Annotated in this window: 13 protein-coding genes and 1 pseudogene; 3 read left to right on the top strand and 11 right to left on the bottom strand. The window is 69.4% G+C overall.

Features of this window, described 5'->3' with window-relative positions; translation table 11 throughout:
• The 5 genes and pseudogenes from D7V93_RS46130 to D7V93_RS17110 form a co-directional block, all read right to left on the bottom strand.
• A pseudogene (locus D7V93_RS46130) lies at positions 1 to 239 on the bottom strand (ATP-binding protein); the annotation flags it as partial.
• A 15-nt stretch (positions 240 to 254) separates the two neighbouring features.
• Positions 255 to 1,451: a hypothetical protein gene (locus D7V93_RS17125; protein ID WP_120644444.1), complete on the bottom strand. Its 1,197-nt coding sequence runs from the start codon at positions 1,449 to 1,451 to the stop codon at positions 255 to 257.
• Between the two features lie 2 nt (positions 1,452 to 1,453).
• Positions 1,454 to 2,176: an ImmA/IrrE family metallo-endopeptidase gene (locus D7V93_RS17120; RefSeq protein ID WP_120644443.1), complete on the bottom strand. Its 723-nt coding sequence runs from the start codon at positions 2,174 to 2,176 to the stop codon at positions 1,454 to 1,456.
• Positions 2,173 to 2,550, bottom strand: a complete 378-nt coding sequence (locus tag D7V93_RS17115) for a hypothetical protein (protein WP_147451206.1) — start codon at positions 2,548 to 2,550, stop codon at positions 2,173 to 2,175. Before D7V93_RS17115 ends, D7V93_RS17120 begins: the two co-directional genes overlap by 4 nt.
• Complete coding sequence (locus tag D7V93_RS17110) at positions 2,537 to 3,151, bottom strand: RNA polymerase sigma factor (protein ID WP_120644441.1); 615 nt, start codon at positions 3,149 to 3,151, stop codon at positions 2,537 to 2,539. Before D7V93_RS17110 ends, D7V93_RS17115 begins: the two co-directional genes overlap by 14 nt.
• Before the next feature lie 341 nt (positions 3,152 to 3,492).
• Between D7V93_RS17110 and D7V93_RS17105 the strand changes: the two genes are divergently transcribed.
• The 3 genes from D7V93_RS17105 (at position 3,493) to D7V93_RS47690 (ending at position 5,494) form a co-directional block, all read left to right on the top strand.
• Positions 3,493 to 4,290 carry a GNAT family N-acetyltransferase gene (locus D7V93_RS17105; protein WP_120644440.1) on the top strand — a complete coding sequence of 266 codons (798 nt, stop codon included), beginning with the start codon at positions 3,493 to 3,495 and terminating at the stop codon, positions 4,288 to 4,290.
• A gap of 82 nt (positions 4,291 to 4,372) precedes the next feature.
• Positions 4,373 to 5,065: an iron-containing redox enzyme family protein gene (locus D7V93_RS17100; RefSeq protein ID WP_120644439.1), complete on the top strand. Its 693-nt coding sequence runs from the start codon at positions 4,373 to 4,375 to the stop codon at positions 5,063 to 5,065.
• Between the two features lie 162 nt (positions 5,066 to 5,227).
• The gene (locus D7V93_RS47690) at positions 5,228 to 5,494 is read left to right on the top strand and encodes a DUF3892 domain-containing protein (RefSeq protein WP_120644438.1); all 267 of its coding nucleotides are present in this window, start codon (positions 5,228 to 5,230) and stop codon (positions 5,492 to 5,494) included.
• 129 nt (positions 5,495 to 5,623) lie between these two features.
• Here the strand turns inward: D7V93_RS47690 and D7V93_RS17090 are convergent, their stop codons facing one another.
• The 6 genes from D7V93_RS17090 to D7V93_RS17065 all read right to left on the bottom strand — a co-directional run.
• Entirely contained in the window at positions 5,624 to 6,706 is a 1,083-nt protein-coding gene (locus D7V93_RS17090; protein ID WP_120644437.1) for a LuxR C-terminal-related transcriptional regulator, read from the bottom strand.
• A 175-nt stretch (positions 6,707 to 6,881) separates the two neighbouring features.
• On the bottom strand, positions 6,882 to 7,316 hold the full coding sequence (locus D7V93_RS17085; protein ID WP_120644436.1) for a hypothetical protein: 435 nt from the start codon (positions 7,314 to 7,316) through the stop codon (positions 6,882 to 6,884).
• 138 nt (positions 7,317 to 7,454) lie between these two features.
• Entirely contained in the window at positions 7,455 to 8,294 is an 840-nt protein-coding gene (locus tag D7V93_RS17080; protein WP_120644435.1) for an alpha/beta fold hydrolase, read from the bottom strand.
• Positions 8,294 to 9,076, bottom strand: coding sequence for an alpha/beta fold hydrolase (locus D7V93_RS17075; protein ID WP_147451205.1), 783 nt, complete (start codon positions 9,074 to 9,076; stop codon positions 8,294 to 8,296). The genes D7V93_RS17080 and D7V93_RS17075 overlap by 1 nt, the downstream gene beginning before the upstream one ends.
• A gap of 28 nt (positions 9,077 to 9,104) precedes the next feature.
• The gene (locus D7V93_RS17070; RefSeq protein WP_120644433.1) at positions 9,105 to 15,560 is read right to left on the bottom strand and encodes a non-ribosomal peptide synthetase; all 6,456 of its coding nucleotides are present in this window, start codon (positions 15,558 to 15,560) and stop codon (positions 9,105 to 9,107) included.
• Positions 15,557 to 17,187 (bottom strand): aspartate aminotransferase family protein (locus tag D7V93_RS17065; RefSeq protein ID WP_120644445.1); only part of this gene is annotated, 1,631 nt, incomplete at its 5' end. The genes D7V93_RS17070 and D7V93_RS17065, both read right to left, overlap by 4 nt.

The following is a 17,187-nucleotide window of genomic DNA, read 5'->3' as shown; positions in this document are numbered from 1 at the left end:
GCGCTGGAGGGGGGCTTGGGCGGCGCACCCGGGCCCGGCGCCGGACGTGGCCCGTTCATCTGGAGGTTCGTGGGCGGTCCCGCGGGTGGCCGGGCCGTGGGTGCCGCCGCGGCGGGCCGCTGCGCGGGGTTGCCGGTGGGGGAAGGCCCGGCATGCCCGTTCACGGGCCTGCCTCCCTGTGCCACGCCGTTCGGTGTCGGACCGCGCCCCAGCACGGTGTTGTTGCCATTGTCAGACATGATGGTCGTTCCCCTCTAGCGACGTGGCTTGCGTCCGTTGAAGTACTGAAGGCGTACGTCTGCTTGCGCGTAGGCGTCCTGCACGAGCCCCTGGAAGCCGTCCTCCCCGAAGGCGCTGCGGCATGTGGCTTCCGCGACATCGAGCAGCATGGGAAAGCCCTGCTCCGGGCGGAGCACGCTGTCCGCGATGGCCACGCACGCGGCCATGTGGGCGTGCTTGACGTGCGCGTAGAAGATGCGGGGCGGGGCGTTGTTCGAGGCGCGGAACAGGCCCATCACCACCTGATGGCAGTACTTCTTCACGAACTCCCGTGCCAGCACGAGCCCGTCCGTGTCGTACTGCCACCCTTCCAGGATGTCCCTGCCCGCGCGCTCCATCGACTCGAGGATGACGAACTCCCCGGCATCGAGCGCATGGCCCATGGTGAGGAACCCCCGGTCCTCCATCCGCGCGGACACGAAGACGAAGCGGGGGTGCTCCTCCATGAGCCGGGTGAGCATCCCGAGCGACGCGGTCAGCAATCCCGTGTAGCCGGAGCCGGTGATGAGCTCATGGGTGATGGGATTGCCCTGACCCATTCGCCATTCCGCCTTCAGCTTCTCCACCAGGATGGCGCGCTCGGCGTAGGCGCGGATGCCTCGCCGGGCCAGTCGTGACAGGCTGTCTGGCCCATTGCGCCCTGGATGGGAGCGGTTCTGACGCATCTCGATGTACGCCGCCGCCTCCTGGTAGGGGTCGGGCGCGTCGACGGTCACCTCCCGGCGGAACAGTCGCTGCGAGAACGTGCCCGCGCTTCCGCCATAGCCAATCGCGGCGATGCCCAGCTGCGTGATGTCCAGGGGCAGCGTCTCGTGGGTCACCGAGATGCCATTGACAGCTTCGACCTGGCCGGCGAAGAGCAGGCCATCGTGGATGGCGGACAGCTCTTCGGGGCTCATGCGGTAGAGGCCCGCGCCCTCGGGAGCCTTGAGCCGGGTCTTCAGCTTGGGGAGCAGCTCCTGGCGGATGACGGACCGGAGCTGGTCCTCCTTGCGCATGGCGCCGCCAATCTCTTCCCGATAGCGCTGCATGATGGCCTGGAGGTCCAGGCCCTCGGCCCACGTCTCCAGGTTGAGCGTGCGTGACAGCTCCTCGCGGAACGAGCCGCGAAAGTCCTCGTCGCCCGTCAAATCCTCTTCATCATCGTCGTCCCAACGCCCGTGGCCACCCATGGTCACCCTGCTTCCTCACCAAGAAATGAAACGATGGAGAATCGGGGGCGGCCGTCCTCACGGCGGAGGATCCGCACGTAGGTTTCCGCCACCGCGAGGGGCAGCCCGAAGTGCTGCCCGAGCCTTTGCTCCTCCTGTCCCTCTGGCCCGTTGCGCAGGACCTCCCGTGCGAGCTTCGCGGGCGCGAGCCATTCCAATGCCAGCCGGTCCGCGCGCTGCTCCGACCGGGCCACGGTCCCCGTCCCGATGGCGCCGGAGGGGCCCCGGTCCATCAGGTGGATCTGCACTCCGATGGGCACGTCCTCGAGCGCGGAGGTCAAGGTCTCCTCCGGAGTAGGGGCGCGCTTCTCGTCCAGGACGTCCTGGATGCCCTCTCCGAAGAAGGCCAGCGCGCGCATGCGGGGCTGGAGATGGTCGAGCACGAAGTGGCCCACCTCGTGGGCCACCGTGAAGCGCTGCTCGTCCGGGCTGTCATTCTGGTCGAAGAAGACGAGCCCCTTGCCCTCCCACGCCACCATGCAGCCGTGCATCCGCCGGTAGCTGATCTCCACGTCCCTCCCGCGCTGGGCGAGCCACTGGCGCACCTTCTCCGAGGTCAGGCCTCGCAGCGGGACGGGCCTGACGCGCAGGAGCAGGGACACATCCAGCGCCAGGTCGCGGGGAAAGGTTTCCGGAAAAGGCAGGCCACTGGCATTCACCGCCTCCTTCAGCCAGGGCGGCATCATGGGGTGGGTTCGTCCTTGCGCTTCCGGTCGCGCGCGGCGAGCTGGAGTCTGGCGACGCTGCGCCCGCTGTCGTTCGCGGCGTGCGTCTCCATCCCTCCCATGATGTCCACCTGACGCAGCATGTTGACGAGCGGGCGTGGCGCCAATCCGAAGCGCTCGCAGATCACCTTCACCTGCTCGGCGAATGCCTCACCCGCCGGCTTGCGGCACAGCGCGAGCATCTGCAGCGTCTGCTCGTCGCAGCCCAGTTCATCGGCCAGGGCCTCAAGGGAGCAGTGCTCCAGCGTCTGGTACGTGGCGAAGACCTGACCCAGCAGGCCGGGCTCGGTGGTGCTGCGCTTCGCCGCTCGCTTCAACCAATCAAGATTCGTCATCGGGGTCCTCCTTGCAGAGGCGCTTCAAGACCTTCTTCAGGCGGTCGGTGTGACGCCTCACGGCCTGCCGCATTTCTTCCTGAGGCAGGTGCAACAACCCCAGGGCCTCCGCCATCGACTCCATGGAGCACCGCTCTTCGGTGAAGATGACGCGGATGCCAGCCAGGTCCCGCTCCGGCAGTCCAGCTCCTTCAATCCGCTGCACCAGCCGGTCCAGCCTCTGCTTCAGGTCCACGCGCTCCTCCAACGAGATATTCGGAGCCGGTGGGTGAACTTCGAAAATCGATCGTGGATCCTGCTCTCTCCGGGTTCTCGCGGTAGATGAGCGATAGCTGTCCTGGGCCTTATGCCTAGCGATCTGCGTCAGGAACGTACTGAGGCTGGCCCTGCGTGCGTCAAAACGCTCGGGGTGCCTCAAGTAGGCATAGACGGCATCAGAGGCGCAGGCGTTGGCTTCGTCATAGGAGCAGCCTGGATTGCGCTCCAGCGCCCGAATCAGCGGTCCCATGAACGTCAGGAAGACGTCCAAGGTCACCGTCGGGTCCTGGCTCATCATCCGTTCGTGAAGGTCCCATCCCTGTTTTCGCGATGGACTGCTCATCCCCCACTCCTCACCGGCATGCGTGCGCCCGCTTTCAGGTTGGATTTCGGCCTGCCTGCACTTTCGCTACAGCCCTGTTGAGTTCGACGGCGAGACGTCGTTTTTCCTAGCCGTGAGGTTGATCGGATCGAGGATCGGTGTCTGTACCTCAGAGGTGGTAGTGCCTCGCGGGACAGTGGGTCCGTGCCGATCCCCTGGATCGACAAAGACCCTGGCCGTCTTTGACGCCACGCGGCTCATTGAAAAACACAACCCGCGAGCGCACTCCGGCAAGCAGCAACGAAAGAAGGGGCAGGGTTGGCCAGACGGTCCGCCCTTCACCGCCGGATGCGAGACTCCCCATGACTCCCTTGAGTAGCCGTGTCGCTGATACCCAGCGCGAGCTCGATGATGCGCTCCGCGTTCGCTGGGAAGTGTTTGGTGAGGAGCTGCGGATGCTGGGTGACAAGAAGCCGCATGCCCCGCGCGAGGCCAACTGCTTCGACACGCTGCCCACGACCGCGCATGTCCTCGTCTATGCGGGCGACGAGCCGGTCGCGACGTCGCGGCTGCTGTTGCCCAACACGGAGGTCGCGGCTTCGGCCGGCAGCGCCCTGGGGCTCGACATCGAGCGGAAGCTGGACCTGTCGCGGCTCGCCGCGCCGGGTCGCGTGTTCGCGGAGACGACGCGCTACTGCGTCTCCCGACACAACCGCAACGGCGCGGTGATGCCTCGCCTCCAGACCGCGCTCTACCGCGAGAGCCGCCGCCGCGGTGTCACGCATTGGATCGCCGCCGCGAACATGGAGACCGACTCCCCCGAGGAGGCGGACCTCCTCTACCGCGCCGCCGCCCGCAGGGGCTGGGTGAGCGACCGCTACCCGGTGCGGACCCGCGAGTTCCCCGCGCCGCCGCCCGCGCCCGTGGCGCCCTTCCTCAAGCCGCCGGAGCTGGAGCGCGCGCGGAAGGGCGAGCTGGACGGCCTCCGGATGCCGCGCGTGCTGTCCCTCTTCGCGGACAAGCTGGGCGCGCGCTTCATCGGCCCGCCCCACTACGACAAGGCCTTCCACCGCTTCACTGTGCCGCTCGTCGCCGCCCTGGATGAGATTCCCCAGGGCACGTTGCGCCTCTTCGCGAAACTGGACGCTGACGCCGCCTGATCCAGGCCGGCGCGCTCCTTCTTCCCCTTCACCCTTCAACCCAACACACCGGACCCTCAAGGGCCCCGGACAGGAGACGTGTATGTGCAAGCAGCCGATGACGCAGGAGCCGACCCCGAAGGTGGACTGGCTGAGCTCCCTGCGGCACGAGGCGCGGATGCTCGTGCGGGAGCTGGACGCCGCGCCCGGCGCCCGGCGCCTCTTCGAGGGCCGCATCCTCCAGGAGGACTACGCCCATTACCTGGTCCAGACGTATCAGTACGTGCGCTGGAGCACGCAGTTCCTCACGGAGTCTGGCGAGCGCATGAAGCGTGAGGGCCGGCACACCGCGCTCGCGGACCTGCTGCTCCAGAAGTCCGCTGAGGAGAACGGCCACGAGAAGTGGCTCCTCGCGGACCTGAAGAACCTGGGGTGGACGGCCGAGCGCGTGGAGCACGCGCCGGTCTGCTCCGCGGTGCGGGCCTACGTGGAGTGGAACCGCTTCACCACGCTGTCGGGCGTGCCCACCGCGTTCCTGGGCACCGCCTACGTCCTGGAATACCTCTCCGTGGAGCGCGCCCCAGCGTCGGTGGACCGGCTCATCGCGGAGAGCGGCATCCCGAACATCCACAAGGCCGTCACCTTCCTGCGCGGCCACGGCGCCGCGGACGGCGACCACGTGGCCGAGCTGGAGTTGGTGCTGCGCGCGCTCACGTCCCCGGAGGAACAGGCCGCGCTGCTGCTGTCCGCGCGCACGACGCGCGCCCTGTTTCCGAGCTTCTTCCGGGACTCCTGAGCGCGCCATCCCCCAGGAGGGGTACAGACGCCATATCCCCCTCTGAAACATCCTCGGTGTTGCGCACTGTCATCATGCCTTGCGCCCCGGGCGGTCCCGCCCAAGGAACAGCTTGATTCGAGTGCGGGACTTCCCGGCATCATTCATCGCAAAGGAACACCGATGGTCTACATCACGCATGTCCATCTCTCAGGGGGGAACAGCGTCCAGCATATCGAGCAGGTTCAATGGCGCGATCCAGGCAACGCCGAAACCGGGAAATGCAGCACACAGCTCATGGTCAACTGGATTGACAAGGGAGGCTCAGCCTGGGTGCAGGGACCCGCTGGAGATGTTGAGGTGGTGGTTGTTCGCACTGTCCCTCCCTATTTGAAGACAAAGCCAAACAAAACGCACGCTGACAATCTCCTCTGGCTCCCGAGGTTCTAGAGTCAGAGGGGTGTCAGTTTTTAATCTCGACCATCTTCTGGATGAGAAGACCCAAGCAGCCGTAAGGCATTGCAACGCGCTGGGGCCCGGAGGCGAAAAGCCTCCGGGCCCCTTGTCTTTGCGCGCGGCTCACCCCGGCTTCTGCCGCCAGGCCGCGTGGTAGAGCAGGTCCATGCGGCTCTCCATCCCCAGCTTGGGGAAGATGTTCCGCAGGTGGGTCTTCACCGTGTTGAGCGTCAGCCCCAGGTCCTGGGCGATGGTCTCGTTGCTCCAGTTGCTGAGCACCCCCTGGACGACGTCCGCCTCGCGCTTGGAGATCTTCTGTCGCCACTGCTCCGGCATGGGGATGGACCGCGAGCACTCCTGCAACATCACCGCCCAGGGCCGGGTGCCGCGCTGCTCGGGCAGCTCCACGAACGTGACCTTCAGGTGGGTCTGCTGGCCCGAACGCATCAGCGTGTCCACGCCGGGCCTTCCGGGCGTCTGGACGTCCCGCAGCCGCCGCAGGTGCCCCGTCAACTCTTGGGGCAGTTGGACGTCGCTTCCCTCCAGCTCCGGGTACCAGCGTCCCAGGAGGGCCATGGCTCCAGGGGTCCTCAGCGTCTCGCGCTCCGGCGGCTCCAGCACCACGCACTCGGCGCCCTGATGTAGGAAGAGGGCGTCCAGCAGATCGCCCCGCATCGCCACGTCGGAGAACATCCGGCAGTTGCGCACGGTGTTCGCCAGGTAGGGCGTCAGCCAGTTGAGGAGGGCCTGCTCCCGTGCGGAGAAGGGCTGGGCGTGCTCCCGGTACAGTGTGAAGCCCCCGTGCCAGTCCTGCCGCAGCTCCAGCAGCACCGCCATCACGTGCTCCAGCGGCAGCCCCAGCTCGCGGCAGCGCAGGTACAGGAGGCTGCGCTTCAGCTCCCGCCGCGACAGCATGTCGGAGTCCCGGAGCGCCACGTTGGGCCGCTTCGCCACGGCCTCGCGCACGAAGTCCACGGCGGCCAGCTCCGGGTAGTGCGTGAAGAGGACCCCCGGCGCTCCCAATCCCAGCCACTCGTAGTCGCCGGGTCGCTCGGGCCGGGACACGCACAGCGCCGCGTAGTCGGAGGGCAAGAGCTGCGTGATGGCGCCCTGGGCGCGGGCCAGGACCTCCGTCAGGTCCAGGGAGCTGGACAGGGCCTGGGTCAGCTCGGAGATGAGCGCCTGCTCGCGCACGGTGAGGTTCATCAGGGCCTCCCATCCGGTCCGCCGGACGGCAGGAGCCCGCCCGCACCGACGCCCGGTACAGGCAATGACTTAGCGGTGGGAGGCGCGCGGGTCTCTAACCCGCAAGGGGTATGGACGGGTCCCGCTTCCGGCGGACCCGTCCATGATTGTCATTGTGAGGGCTGTCGAAGCAGGCCTAGTTGCCGGCGCTGCCTTCCACCGGCGGGGTGCCCGTGGTGGGGCTCGCCGAGCTGCCCATCTGCTTGTTCTGGTCCCAGGCCGGCGGCGTCACTTCCATCTTCGCGCCCTTGTTGCCCGGGGTGCCGGAGTTCGTCGCCCCCGGCTTCGCGGCAGCCGAGCCATCGCCCGTGCTGTTGGTCCCCTGCTCGGTGGAGCCGGAGCCGCCCACGCCTTCTTCGGTGGCGGTGCTGTCCGCGCTCTCGTCAGCCGGCTGGAGGACGCCCGTGCTGTGGGTTCCCTCCGTGGCCTTGTCCCAGCGCTGCGCGCTGTCCTGGGGCGCGTCGGCGCTTTTGTCCTGCTGCACTGGCTTTTCGTGGTCGGTGTGGCTCTGTGCGAACGCCTGGCCGGAGAAGGCGAGAGCGGCCAGTGCTGCCATCAGGGGGAGCTTCATGGGTAACGCTCCTTCGAAAGAACGGGTGTCCTCCGAAGGTGGCGACCGTTGGGTGGGAAACAAGCGCTTGACGCACACCCGGCCGGTGGCCGCATCCCCGTGGGCAGGGCAGGCAGGCAGCCTTCCGCCCGTCGTCCTTCAGCCCGTCAGGGCCCGCGGCGGCACGGAGCCCACCGCCCACGCGATGAGCTTGCGCAGGAGCTCCGCGCGGTCGTCGGGCACGGAGAAGAGGTGGTCGGCGTGCGGGTAGAAGGCATACGTGACGCGGTTCTCCAGCTTCAGCGGGGAGAACATCTCGAAGAACTGGCGCTCGTAGTTGTAGGAGAGCCCCATGCCTCCGGAGAACACGAAGCACAGGTTGACGCCGCGCTCCAGGAGGCGCCCGTAGTCCTCCATCAGCCGCGCCTGCTCCGGGTACTCGCGCGTGTAGACCTCATCCGCTTCGCCCGCCTCGCGCAGCTGGGTGGGCAGCTTGCGCTTGCGCAGGTAGCGGCTCCAGCGACGGGGGCTCAGGTAGCGGAACTGGAAGCGCAGGTGGTAGCCCGCCGTGCGGTACGTGTAGCCGTCGATGAAGGCCGCGCCCACCACGCGCGGATCCTCCACGGTCACCGCGTGCACGCTGTCCACACCGGAGCACAGGCCGATGAGCACGAAGCGGCGCTGGCCCTTCTTCTGCTCCAGGTAGTCGAGCGCCGCGCGCGTCTCCTCGCGGGCGCGCTGGAACTCATCGGGTCCTCCGGCGCGCCGGGGGCGGCTGTCCCCCAGGCCGGACAGGTCGAAGCGCAGCGTGGAGAAGCCGCGCGCCGCGAGCTGCCGCGCCAGCTCCACCCACAGGCGGTAGGGTCCCACGTGGTGATTGAGGCCCACGTTGGCGAGCACCACCGTGGGCGCTCCCGGCAACACCTTCGCCGGATCCGGCTCCGTCAGCACGCCCACGAGGGCTTCCTCGGGGCCAAAGGTACAGACGCGCTCGCGCATCACGCGACCTCCTTCAGGAGAGAGGTGATGGTCTGCAGGACGCGGTTGGACAGGAGCGCGGACTCCCGGACCGCCGACGCCCCGGTGTCCTCTGGCACGAGGTGGTGCTGGAAGGGCAGGCCTGTCGCCTCCAGGTGTCGCTGGAGGCGCTCGTACTCGGGCTTGGGCGTGGCGGTCACCAGGTGCGTGCGTGTCGCGGGCCACGCGGGCAGCGCCGTGAGGTCCAACGCGAGGATGTCGTCGTGCAGCGCGCGGGGGAAGGCGAAGCCGAGCAGCTCCTGGCGCACCTCCAGCGGGACCTCGGGCTGCGGGAAGAGGGTGCGGGCGGCCCGGCGCGTCTGGAGCAGCTCCAGCTCCCGCAGGTAGGCCGCGCCCTCCACCAGGGGCTCCCACAGCACGAGCCCGGCGGTGGACAGGCCCTCCAGGGCGGCGCGCACGGCGAGCGCCGCGCCCAGCCGCATGCCCACGAGCGACACGCGCTGGACGCCGGTCAGGTCCTGCAGCTCGTTGACGGCGTGCCGGATGTCCTTGACCCACTCGGCCACGCGGCCCTCGTGGACCGCTCCGGCGGAGTCTCCCGTGCCGTAGTAGTCGAACCGGAAGACGTGGAAGCCCTCCCGCGCGAGCATGCCGGCCAGCTTCCGGAAGGCCCAGTGCGTCAGCATGTATTCCTGGGCGGCGGGGTAGCAGAGCACCACCCCGGTGGCGCGCTCGGTGCCTTGAGCGGGGTGGTGCATGCCGAAAAGCTGTCTTTCGGAGCTGCCGAAGAAGCAGGGTGTCACGGTCGGACCATTCTCCTCGAAGGGACGCTCAGTCCGAGCGCCCTGGCAGGTTCCGCCGCAGCTTATTGAACAAGCGTTGCGCCAGGGGAACAGAAGTCTCCTGGGTGGCAATCTTTGTCGTCGCGGCCGGCGCGGTCGTGGCCTGCGAGGTCGCCGCCGGGGCCACGGGCGTGAGCTGCGAGGCCACCTGCTCCAGCGTGTTGAGCAGCAGGGTGCGCGGGTGCAGGACCTGTCCCAGCTCCTTCTGGACGCGCATCACCACCTGGAAGGACAGCAGGGAGTGACCGCCGATGTTGAAGAAGTTGTCGTGCACGCCCACCTGGGCAATGCCGAGCACCTCCCGCCAGATGCGCGCCAGTTGCTTCTCCGTCTCCGTGCGGGGCGCGACGAAGGCGTCCTCGACGGGCCGCGCGGTGCCCGCCGGGGGCGGCAGGGCCTTGCGGTCCACCTTGCCGTTGGGGGTGAGCGGCAGCGCGTCCAGCTCCACGAAGTGCTGCGGCACCATGTACTGCGGAAGCTGCGAGCGCAGGTGCTTGCGCAGCTCCGTGTCCGTGTAGGCCTGTCCCGGCTTCGTCACCAGGTAGGCGACGAGGCGTCGGTCGCCGGGGCGGTCCTCGCGGACGAGGGCGACGGCCTGGGCGAGCGAGGGATGGGAGGCGAGGGCCGCCTCGACTTCGCCCAATTCGATGCGGAAGCCGCGCAGCTTCACCTGCGAGTCATTGCGGCCCAGGTACTCGACGGTGCCGTCAGCCAGCCAGCGGGCCAGGTCGCCGGTGCGGTACATGCGCTCGCCCTGACGGAAGGGATTGGGCAGGAATCTCTCCTGCGTCAACTCCGGCCGGTGCAGGTAGCCCAGGGTGACGCCGTCGCCGCCGATGTACAGCTCGCCCGCGACGCCCACGGGCACCGGGGCCAGGTGCGCGTCGAGGAGGTAGAGCTGGGTGTTGGCGATGGGGCGGCCGATGCGGATGGAGGAGAGGGGCGGCTGCACGCGCCAGGTGGTGGACCAGACGGTGGTCTCCGTGGGGCCGTACATGTTCCAGAGGCTGCCGACGCGGGCGAGGAGGGCTTCGGCCAGCTCGCGGGGCAGGGCCTCGCCACCGCAGAGGGCCTTGAAGCCCGGGCGGGGCTGCCAGCCGGCCTCCAGCAGCAGGCGCCAGGTGGAGGGCGTGGCCTGCATGACGGTGACGGCGTTGGCTTCCAGCGCGGCCTTGAGGAGGGCTCCGTCGGAGGCGGTGTCACGCGAGGCGAGCACCACCTGGGCGCCGGTGGTGAGGGGCAGCAGCAGCTCCAGCACGGCGATGTCGAAGGAGAGGGTGGTGACGGCCAGCAGCACGTCCTGGGCGGACAGGCCCGGGGCCTCCTGCATGGTGGCCAGGAAGTTCACCACCGCGCGGTGCGGCACCCGCACGCCCTTGGGCTTGCCCGTCGAACCCGACGTGTAGATGACGTACGCCACGGCTTCGGGCGTGACGGTGAGGGGCTCGGGGACCGTGTCCACCTGGGAGGTCGTGTCCTCGACGAAGAGGGACTTCGCGGTGGTGGAGGGCAGGGTGCTCTGGAGCGCGCGCTGGGTGAGGACGAGCGAGAGCTGCGCGTCCTCGACCATGAAGGCGAGGCGTTCGGGCGGGAAGCCAGGGTCGAGCGGCACGTATCCGGCGCCTGCCTGGAGGATGCCCAGCAGACCCACGATCATGTCGGGGCCGCGCTCGGTGAAGAGGCCGACGAGGCTTCCCGGCGTGACGCCTGCCTGCTTCAGCGCGTGCGCCACCTGGTGACCGCGCTGGAGGAGCTGGCGGTAGGTGAGCGTGACGGTGCCGGAGCGCAGGGCCACGGCGTCGGGCGTGGCTTCAGCCTGGGCGGCGACGAGGGTGTGGACGAAGGCCTCGCGGTTGAAAGGCTGCGTGGTGGCGTTCCAGTCCACCAGCACCCGCTGCTTCTCCGCCTCGGGCAGCAACGGCAGACGCGCGACGGACACCTCCGCGTCGGACAGCGCGGCGCGCAGCAGCGTGCGGATCTGTTCGAGCATGCGGACGACGGTGTCCCGCTCGAACAGGTCGGTGTTGTAGTCCATGCCGCCGACGATGCCGTGGGCCGTCTCCTTCACCCAGAAGCTCAGGTCCAGCGGGGTCGCGTGCGCGTGCACGTGCACCTGGCCGTAGGTGAGGTCACCCAGGCGTGAGCCACGGTTGCGCACGTCCTGGAAGGTGAAGAACGTCTGGAACAGCGGCGTGCGGCTCAGGTCGCGCTGCACGCCCAGTTGCTGCATCAGCAGCTCGATGGGCATGTCCTGGTGGCCGAAGGCCTCCATGCACGTGGTGCGCACGCGGTCCAGCAGTTGGCGGAACGTCAGCTCCGGTCCCATCTGCGTGCGCAGCACGAGCGTGTTGACGAAGAAGCCGAGCAGGTCCTCCACCTCGGGATGCGAGCGGCCCCGGATGGGCGTGCCCACCACCAGGTCCTCCTGGCCCGTGTAGCGGTGCAGCAGCGTCTTGAAGGCCGTGAGCAGCACCATGTACAGCGTGGCGTTCGATTCGCGCCCCAGCTTCGTGAGCGCGTCCACCTCGGCCCCGGTGAGGACGAAGGGCTCGGTGCCGCCCTTGAGGCTCATCTGCGCGGGACGCGGCTTGTCGGTGGGCAGCTCCAGCGCGGGCAGGTTCCCGGAGAGCTTCTGGCGCCAGTAGCGGGCCTGCCGCTCCAGCTCCTCGCCCTGGAGCCAGTTGCGGTGCCATTCGGTGAAGTCCGCGTACTGGATGGGCAGCGCGGGGAGCTTCGGCTCCTGGCCTCGCGTGAGCGCCGCGTAGAGGACGTCCAGGTCGCGCAGGAACACGTCGAACGACCACCCATCCCAGATGAGGTGATGGGGCATGAAGAAGAGGACGTGCTCGCCAGCGCCCAGGCGGAACAGCGTGAGCCGGAACAGCGGAGGCGCGGTGATGGGGATGGACTCGTCCGCCAGCGCCTGGAGGCGGCGCAGCAGGTCCTCCTCGCGCTGGTTCGCGGGGACGGGCTCCAGGTCCACCGGCGCCAGCTCCACCGTCAGCGTCGGCGCGATGTGCTGCACCGGCGTGCCCTCATCCCAGCGCACGAAGGTGCGCAGGGCCGCGTGACGCTCCAGCAGCTTGTTGAAGCTGCCGCGCAGCGCCTCCACGTCCAGCGCGCCGTGGATGCGGAACGCCGCGGGCAGGTTGTAGACGGCGGTGCCCGGGTTGAGCTGCTCCAGGAACCACAGCCGCTGCTGCATCAGCGACAGCGGAGCGGGCTCGGTGCTGGCGCGGGGCGCGATGCGCTGCGCGGGGCTTGTGGCCCCGTCGTCACCGCGCACCAGCCGGGCCAGCTTCTCCACCGTGGGCGCCTCGAACATCCGGCGCAGCGTGAGGCTCACGTCCAGGTCGCGGCTCGCGCGCGTGAGGGCCTGCGAGGCCAGCAGCGAGTGTCCACCCAGCCGGAAGAAGTCGGCCGTGACGCTCACCCGGCGCAGGCCCAGCACGTCGGCGAAGATGGCCGCGAGCTTCTGCTCCGTCTCGTCACGCGGTGCGATGTACGCGTCCTCGTGCGACTCCACCTGCGGCGACGGCAGGGCCTTGCGGTCCACCTTGCCGTTGGGCGTGAGCGGCAGCGCGGGCAGCGCCACGAAGTGCTGCGGCACCATGTACTCCGGCAGCCCCTGCTTGAGGTGCGCGCGGAGGACCTCGTCCGCGGGCGTCGTCTGACCGGGGCGCGCGATGAGGTAGGCGACGAGGCGTCGGTCGCCGGGCCGGTCCTCGCGGACGAGGGCGACGGCCTGGGCGAGCGAGGGATGGGAGGCGAGGGCCGCTTCGACTTCACCCAACTCGATGCGGAAGCCGCGCAGCTTCACCTGCGAGTCATTGCGGCCCAGGTACTCGACGGTGCCGTCGGCCAGCCAGCGGGCCAGGTCGCCGGTGCGGTACATGCGCTCGCCCTGACGGAAGGGATTGGGCAGGAATCTCTCCTGCGTCAATTCCGGCCGGTGCAGGTAGCCCAGGGTGACGCCGTCGCCGCCGATGTACAGCTCCCCTGCGACGCCCACGGGCACGGGGGCCAGGTGCGCGTCGAGGAGGTAGAGCTGGGTGTTGGCGATGGGCCGGCCGATGCGGATGGAGGAGAGGGGCGGCTGCACGCGCCAGGTGGTGGACCAGACGGTGGTCTCCGTGGGGCCGTACATGTTCCACAGGCTGCCGACGCGGGCGAGGAGGGCTTCGGCCAACTCGCGGGGCAGGGCCTCGCCACCGCAGAGGGCCTTGAAGCCCGGACGGGGCTGCCAGCCGGCCTCCAGCAGCAGGCGCCAGGTGGAGGGCGTGGCCTGCATGACGGTGACGGCGTTGGCTTCCAGCGCGGCCTTGAGGAGTGCGCCGTCGGAGGCGGTGTCACGCGAGGCGAGCACCACCTGGGCGCCGGTGGTGAGGGGCAGCAGCAGCTCCAGCACGGCGATGTCGAAGGAGAGCGTGGTGACGGCCAGCAGCACGTCCTGGGCGGAGAGGCCCGGGGCCTCCTGCATGGTGGCCAGGAAGTTCACCACCGCGCGGTGCGGCACCCGCACGCCCTTGGGCTTGCCCGTCGAACCCGACGTGTAGATGACGTACGCCACGGCCTCCGGAGACACGTCCAGCGCGGAGGGCGCGGACTCGGGCTGCGACGCCGTGTCCTCGATGAGGAGCGGCTTCACGGTGGTGGAGGGCAGCGACGCCACCAGCGACTGCTGCGTGAGGATGGTGGAGAGCTTCGCGTCCTCGACCATGAAGGCGAGGCGTTCGGGCGGGAAGCCAGGGTCGAGCGGCACGTATCCGGCGCCGGCCTGGAGGATGCCCAGCAGACCCACGACCATGTCGGGGCCGCGCTCGGTGAAGAGGCCGACGAGGCTGCCCGGCGTGACACCTGCCTGCTTCAGCGCGTACGCCACCTGGTGGCTGCGCTGGAGGAGCTGGCGGTAGGTGAGCGTCACGGCGCCGGAGCGCAGGGCGACCGCGTCGGGCGTGGCCTCGGCCTGGGCGGCGACGAGGGTGTGGACGAAGGCCTCGCGGTTGAACGGCCGCGTGGTGGCGTTCCAATCCACCAGCACCCGCTGCTTCTCCGCCTCGGGCAGCAACGGCAGGCGCGACACCGGGGCTTCCGCGTCCGCGATGACTCCTCGCAGCAGCTCCTCGTAGCAGGCCATCCAGCGGCGGACCGAGGCGCCCTCGAAGAGGTCGGTGTTGTACTGGCACTCCAGCACGACGCGGCCATGAGCCTCGGCCGCGTTGATGAAGAGGTCGAAGTTCTCGTAGTGGCGCGGGTTGCTCGCCAGGGTGCAGGTGAGGCCCTGGAACGCGAGCTGCTCGCCCGTGACAGCCTGGTCCACGTTGAACAGCACGTTGACGAGCGGCAGGCGGCTTGGGTCTCTCGGCAGCGCGAGCTGCTTGAGCAGCGTGCCGAACGTGTACTCCTGGTGCTCGTAGGCATCGAGCATCGTGGTGCGCAGCTGCTTGAGCACCTGGGTGAAGGGCGCCTCCGCGGACACGGTGCTGCGCAGGGGCAGCGCGTTCACGCAGTGGCCCACCAGGTCCTTCAGCCCGGCCACGGACTGGCCCGCGGCGGGGATGGCCACCACCACGTCCTCCATCCCCGTCAGCCGGTGCAGCAGTGCCTTGAAGCCCGCGAGCAGCGTGGTGAAGAAGCTGCCGCCATGGCGCGCGCCCACGCGCTTGAGCTGTTCGACGAGCGCCGGCTCCAGGACGTAGTCCTCGCGCCGGGAGCTGTACGTCTTCGACGGCGGCCGCCGCTTGTCCAGCGGCAGCTCCAGCACCGGCAGCGTGCCGGAGAACCGCTGGAGCCAGTAGCGCTCGTGCTCCGCGTACTCCGGCGTCGTGGCCAGCTGCGCCTGCGCGCGGGCGTAGTCGCTGAACGTGGGCGCGGGCGCCATCACCGCCGGCACCCGGCGCACGTGCGCCGAGTAGAACGCCGCCAGGTCCCGCAGCATCACCGCCATGGACCAGCCGTCACACACGATGTGGTGCGCGGTCAGCGTCAGCAGGTGCTGATCCGCCGCGAGCCGGACGATGCGGGGACGCAGCAGCGGCCCCGTCTCCAGCGACAGCGGTGTCTCCACCTCGTGGGCGAGCAGGTCGCGGACCCGGGCCTCGCGCTCGGAGGGCGGCAGCGCGTCCAGCGCCAGCACCTCCAGCGGGAGGGGCGCGGCGGCGGCCACGCACAACGTCAGGCCGTCCGCGCTGAACGTGGTGCGCAGCGCTTCGTGCCGCTCCATCAAATCCTGGAGCGCGGCGCGCAGACACTCCAGGTCCAGCGGGCCCTGGAGCCGCACGGACATGGACTCGTTGAAGGCACAGGACGCGTCGGGGCCCATCTGCACGCCGGTCCACACCTCGCGCTGGGGCTCGGTGGACGGCGCGGTCAGCAGCAGGGCGGGCCCGGCGAACGGATCGAAGTCGTCGGGGAGGGCCTGGTTCGAGGTCACGGGGGTCTTCATCGGGTCTCGCTCAGCTTGACGAACTTGCCGGGCACCGTGGGGTGCGGGACGAACCAGGCGGGGTTGCCCTGCGGATCACGCCCCAGGCGGGCACCGGGGACGGGCGGCTGGTTGGAGTCGAAGGCCACGGGCGCGGGCGCCTGCGTCTGACGGGCGGTGCCCGGCAGGAAGCCCGCGTCCTGCAGCTCGGTGACGCTGTCCTGGAACGCCGTGATGAGGCGCTGCAGGTCCGCTTCCGAGTGCGCGGTGGTGAAGAAGCACGGGAAGCCATCCCAGATGTGGATGCCCTTGTCGCGCAGCAGGCAGAACAGCAGGTCCCCGTGGGAGATGTCCGCCGTGACGAACGTCTTCCACAGCGAGCCGAAGTGCTTGATGCGCAGGGGCGCGCCCACCTCGTCGAAGAACGCGTTGAGCGTGCTCGCGAGCTTGTCCGCCTTCGCGCTCACGCTGCGCTGCAGCTCCGGGCCCGCGGCCTTCATGTGCTCCAGCGCGGCCTTCGCGGCGGCGAGCGCCAGCGGGTGGCGCACGAACGTGCCGGCGAAGTACGTCACGCCCACCGTGGGCACGGAGTCGTCGCCGAACTGCCAGTGGCCGCCGTCCAGCGCGTCCATGAACGGGCGCTTGCCCGCGATGACGCCAATGGGCATGCCGCCGCCCACGACCTTGCCGTAGGTCGCCACGTCCGCCTGCACGCCGAACACCGCCTGGGCGCCGCCCGGGTGCATGCGGAAGCCGGTGATGACCTCGTCGAAGATGTAGACGGAGCCGGACTTCTGGGTGAGGTCGCGCAGCTGGTGCAGGAACTCGCGCGGCTGGAAGTCGGGGCGCCGGCTCTGCACCGGCTCCACCATGATGGCCGCCAGCGAGTCCGCGCGCGAGCGGAGGATTTCGAGCGTCTCCGGCGTGCCGTAGTCCAGGACCAGCACGTCCTGCACCGCGCCCGCCATGATGCCCGGCGCGGCCGGCACGGTGCGCAGGCTCTTGGTGCCGCGCACCAGCACCTCGTCGAAGATGCCGTGGTAGCTGCCCGCGAAGATGGCCACCGTGCTGCGGCCAGTGACGGTGCGGGCGATTCTCAGCGCCCCCATCACCGCCTCGGAGCCGGTGTTGCAGAGGGCCGCGCGGTCCGCGCCGGTGAACTCGCAGACGAGCTTCGCCACCTCACCCGCCAGCGGGTGCATGGGCCCCAGCTCATAGCCGTCGTCCACCTGCCGGTGCACCGCCTGGGTGATGAAGTCCGGCGCGTGGCCGAACATCACCGAGCCGAAGCCGTTGAGCGCGTCCAGGTACTGGTTGCCGTCCACGTCCCAGAGCTGCGAGCCCTTGGAGCGGTTCACCACCAGCGGGTAGATGAGCTCCTTCAAGAGCGGCCGGAAGCCCGTCACCACGCGCGGGTCGGACAGCTGGGAGCGGTTCTCCTGCGCCGAGCGCTTGGAGCCCTGCGTCTTCGCGTTGTAGCGGCGGGTGAAGTCCTCCAGGAATGTCTGCTGCCGGGGCGTGAGCGCGTCCTTCGGCGCGAGGCTGATGCGCGCGATGGCACCGAACGCCTTCTTCACGTCGTACTTCACCGGGCCCTTCAGCTCGGCCTCGTCCGCCGCTACAACGCGAAGACGCAGGGCTCCAAGCG

Origin of the sequence: Corallococcus llansteffanensis, from assembly GCF_003612055.1 — a bacterium.
GTDB lineage: Bacteria > Myxococcota > Myxococcia > Myxococcales > Myxococcaceae > Corallococcus > Corallococcus llansteffanensis.
Note: the sequence above shows the minus strand (reverse complement) of the source record. Positions and strands in the feature narration are given on the sequence as shown.

What these genes read in the sequence shown, in the direction of transcription:
- D7V93_RS17105 (WP_120644440.1), top strand. Translation starts at nt 3,493, where the DNA reads ATGACTCCCTTGAGTAGCCGTGTCGCTGATACCCAGCGCGAGCTCGAT.
- D7V93_RS17080 (WP_120644435.1), bottom strand. Translation starts at nt 8,294, where the DNA reads ATGCGCGAGCGCGTCTGTACCTTTGGCCCCGAGGAAGCCCTCGTGGGC.
- D7V93_RS17120 (WP_120644443.1), bottom strand. Translation starts at nt 2,176, where the DNA reads ATGATGCCGCCCTGGCTGAAGGAGGCGGTGAATGCCAGTGGCCTGCCT.
- D7V93_RS17115 (WP_147451206.1), bottom strand. Translation starts at nt 2,550, where the DNA reads ATGACGAATCTTGATTGGTTGAAGCGAGCGGCGAAGCGCAGCACCACC.
- D7V93_RS17090 (WP_120644437.1), bottom strand. Translation starts at nt 6,706, where the DNA reads ATGAACCTCACCGTGCGCGAGCAGGCGCTCATCTCCGAGCTGACCCAG.
- D7V93_RS17125 (WP_120644444.1), bottom strand. Translation starts at nt 1,451, where the DNA reads ATGGGTGGCCACGGGCGTTGGGACGACGATGATGAAGAGGATTTGACG.
- D7V93_RS17085 (WP_120644436.1), bottom strand. Translation starts at nt 7,316, where the DNA reads ATGAAGCTCCCCCTGATGGCAGCACTGGCCGCTCTCGCCTTCTCCGGC.
- D7V93_RS47690 (WP_120644438.1), top strand. Translation starts at nt 5,228, where the DNA reads ATGGTCTACATCACGCATGTCCATCTCTCAGGGGGGAACAGCGTCCAG.
- D7V93_RS17100 (WP_120644439.1), top strand. Translation starts at nt 4,373, where the DNA reads ATGTGCAAGCAGCCGATGACGCAGGAGCCGACCCCGAAGGTGGACTGG.
- D7V93_RS17110 (WP_120644441.1), bottom strand. Translation starts at nt 3,151, where the DNA reads ATGAGCAGTCCATCGCGAAAACAGGGATGGGACCTTCACGAACGGATG.
- D7V93_RS17070 (WP_120644433.1), bottom strand. Translation starts at nt 15,560, where the DNA reads ATGAAGACCCCCGTGACCTCGAACCAGGCCCTCCCCGACGACTTCGAT.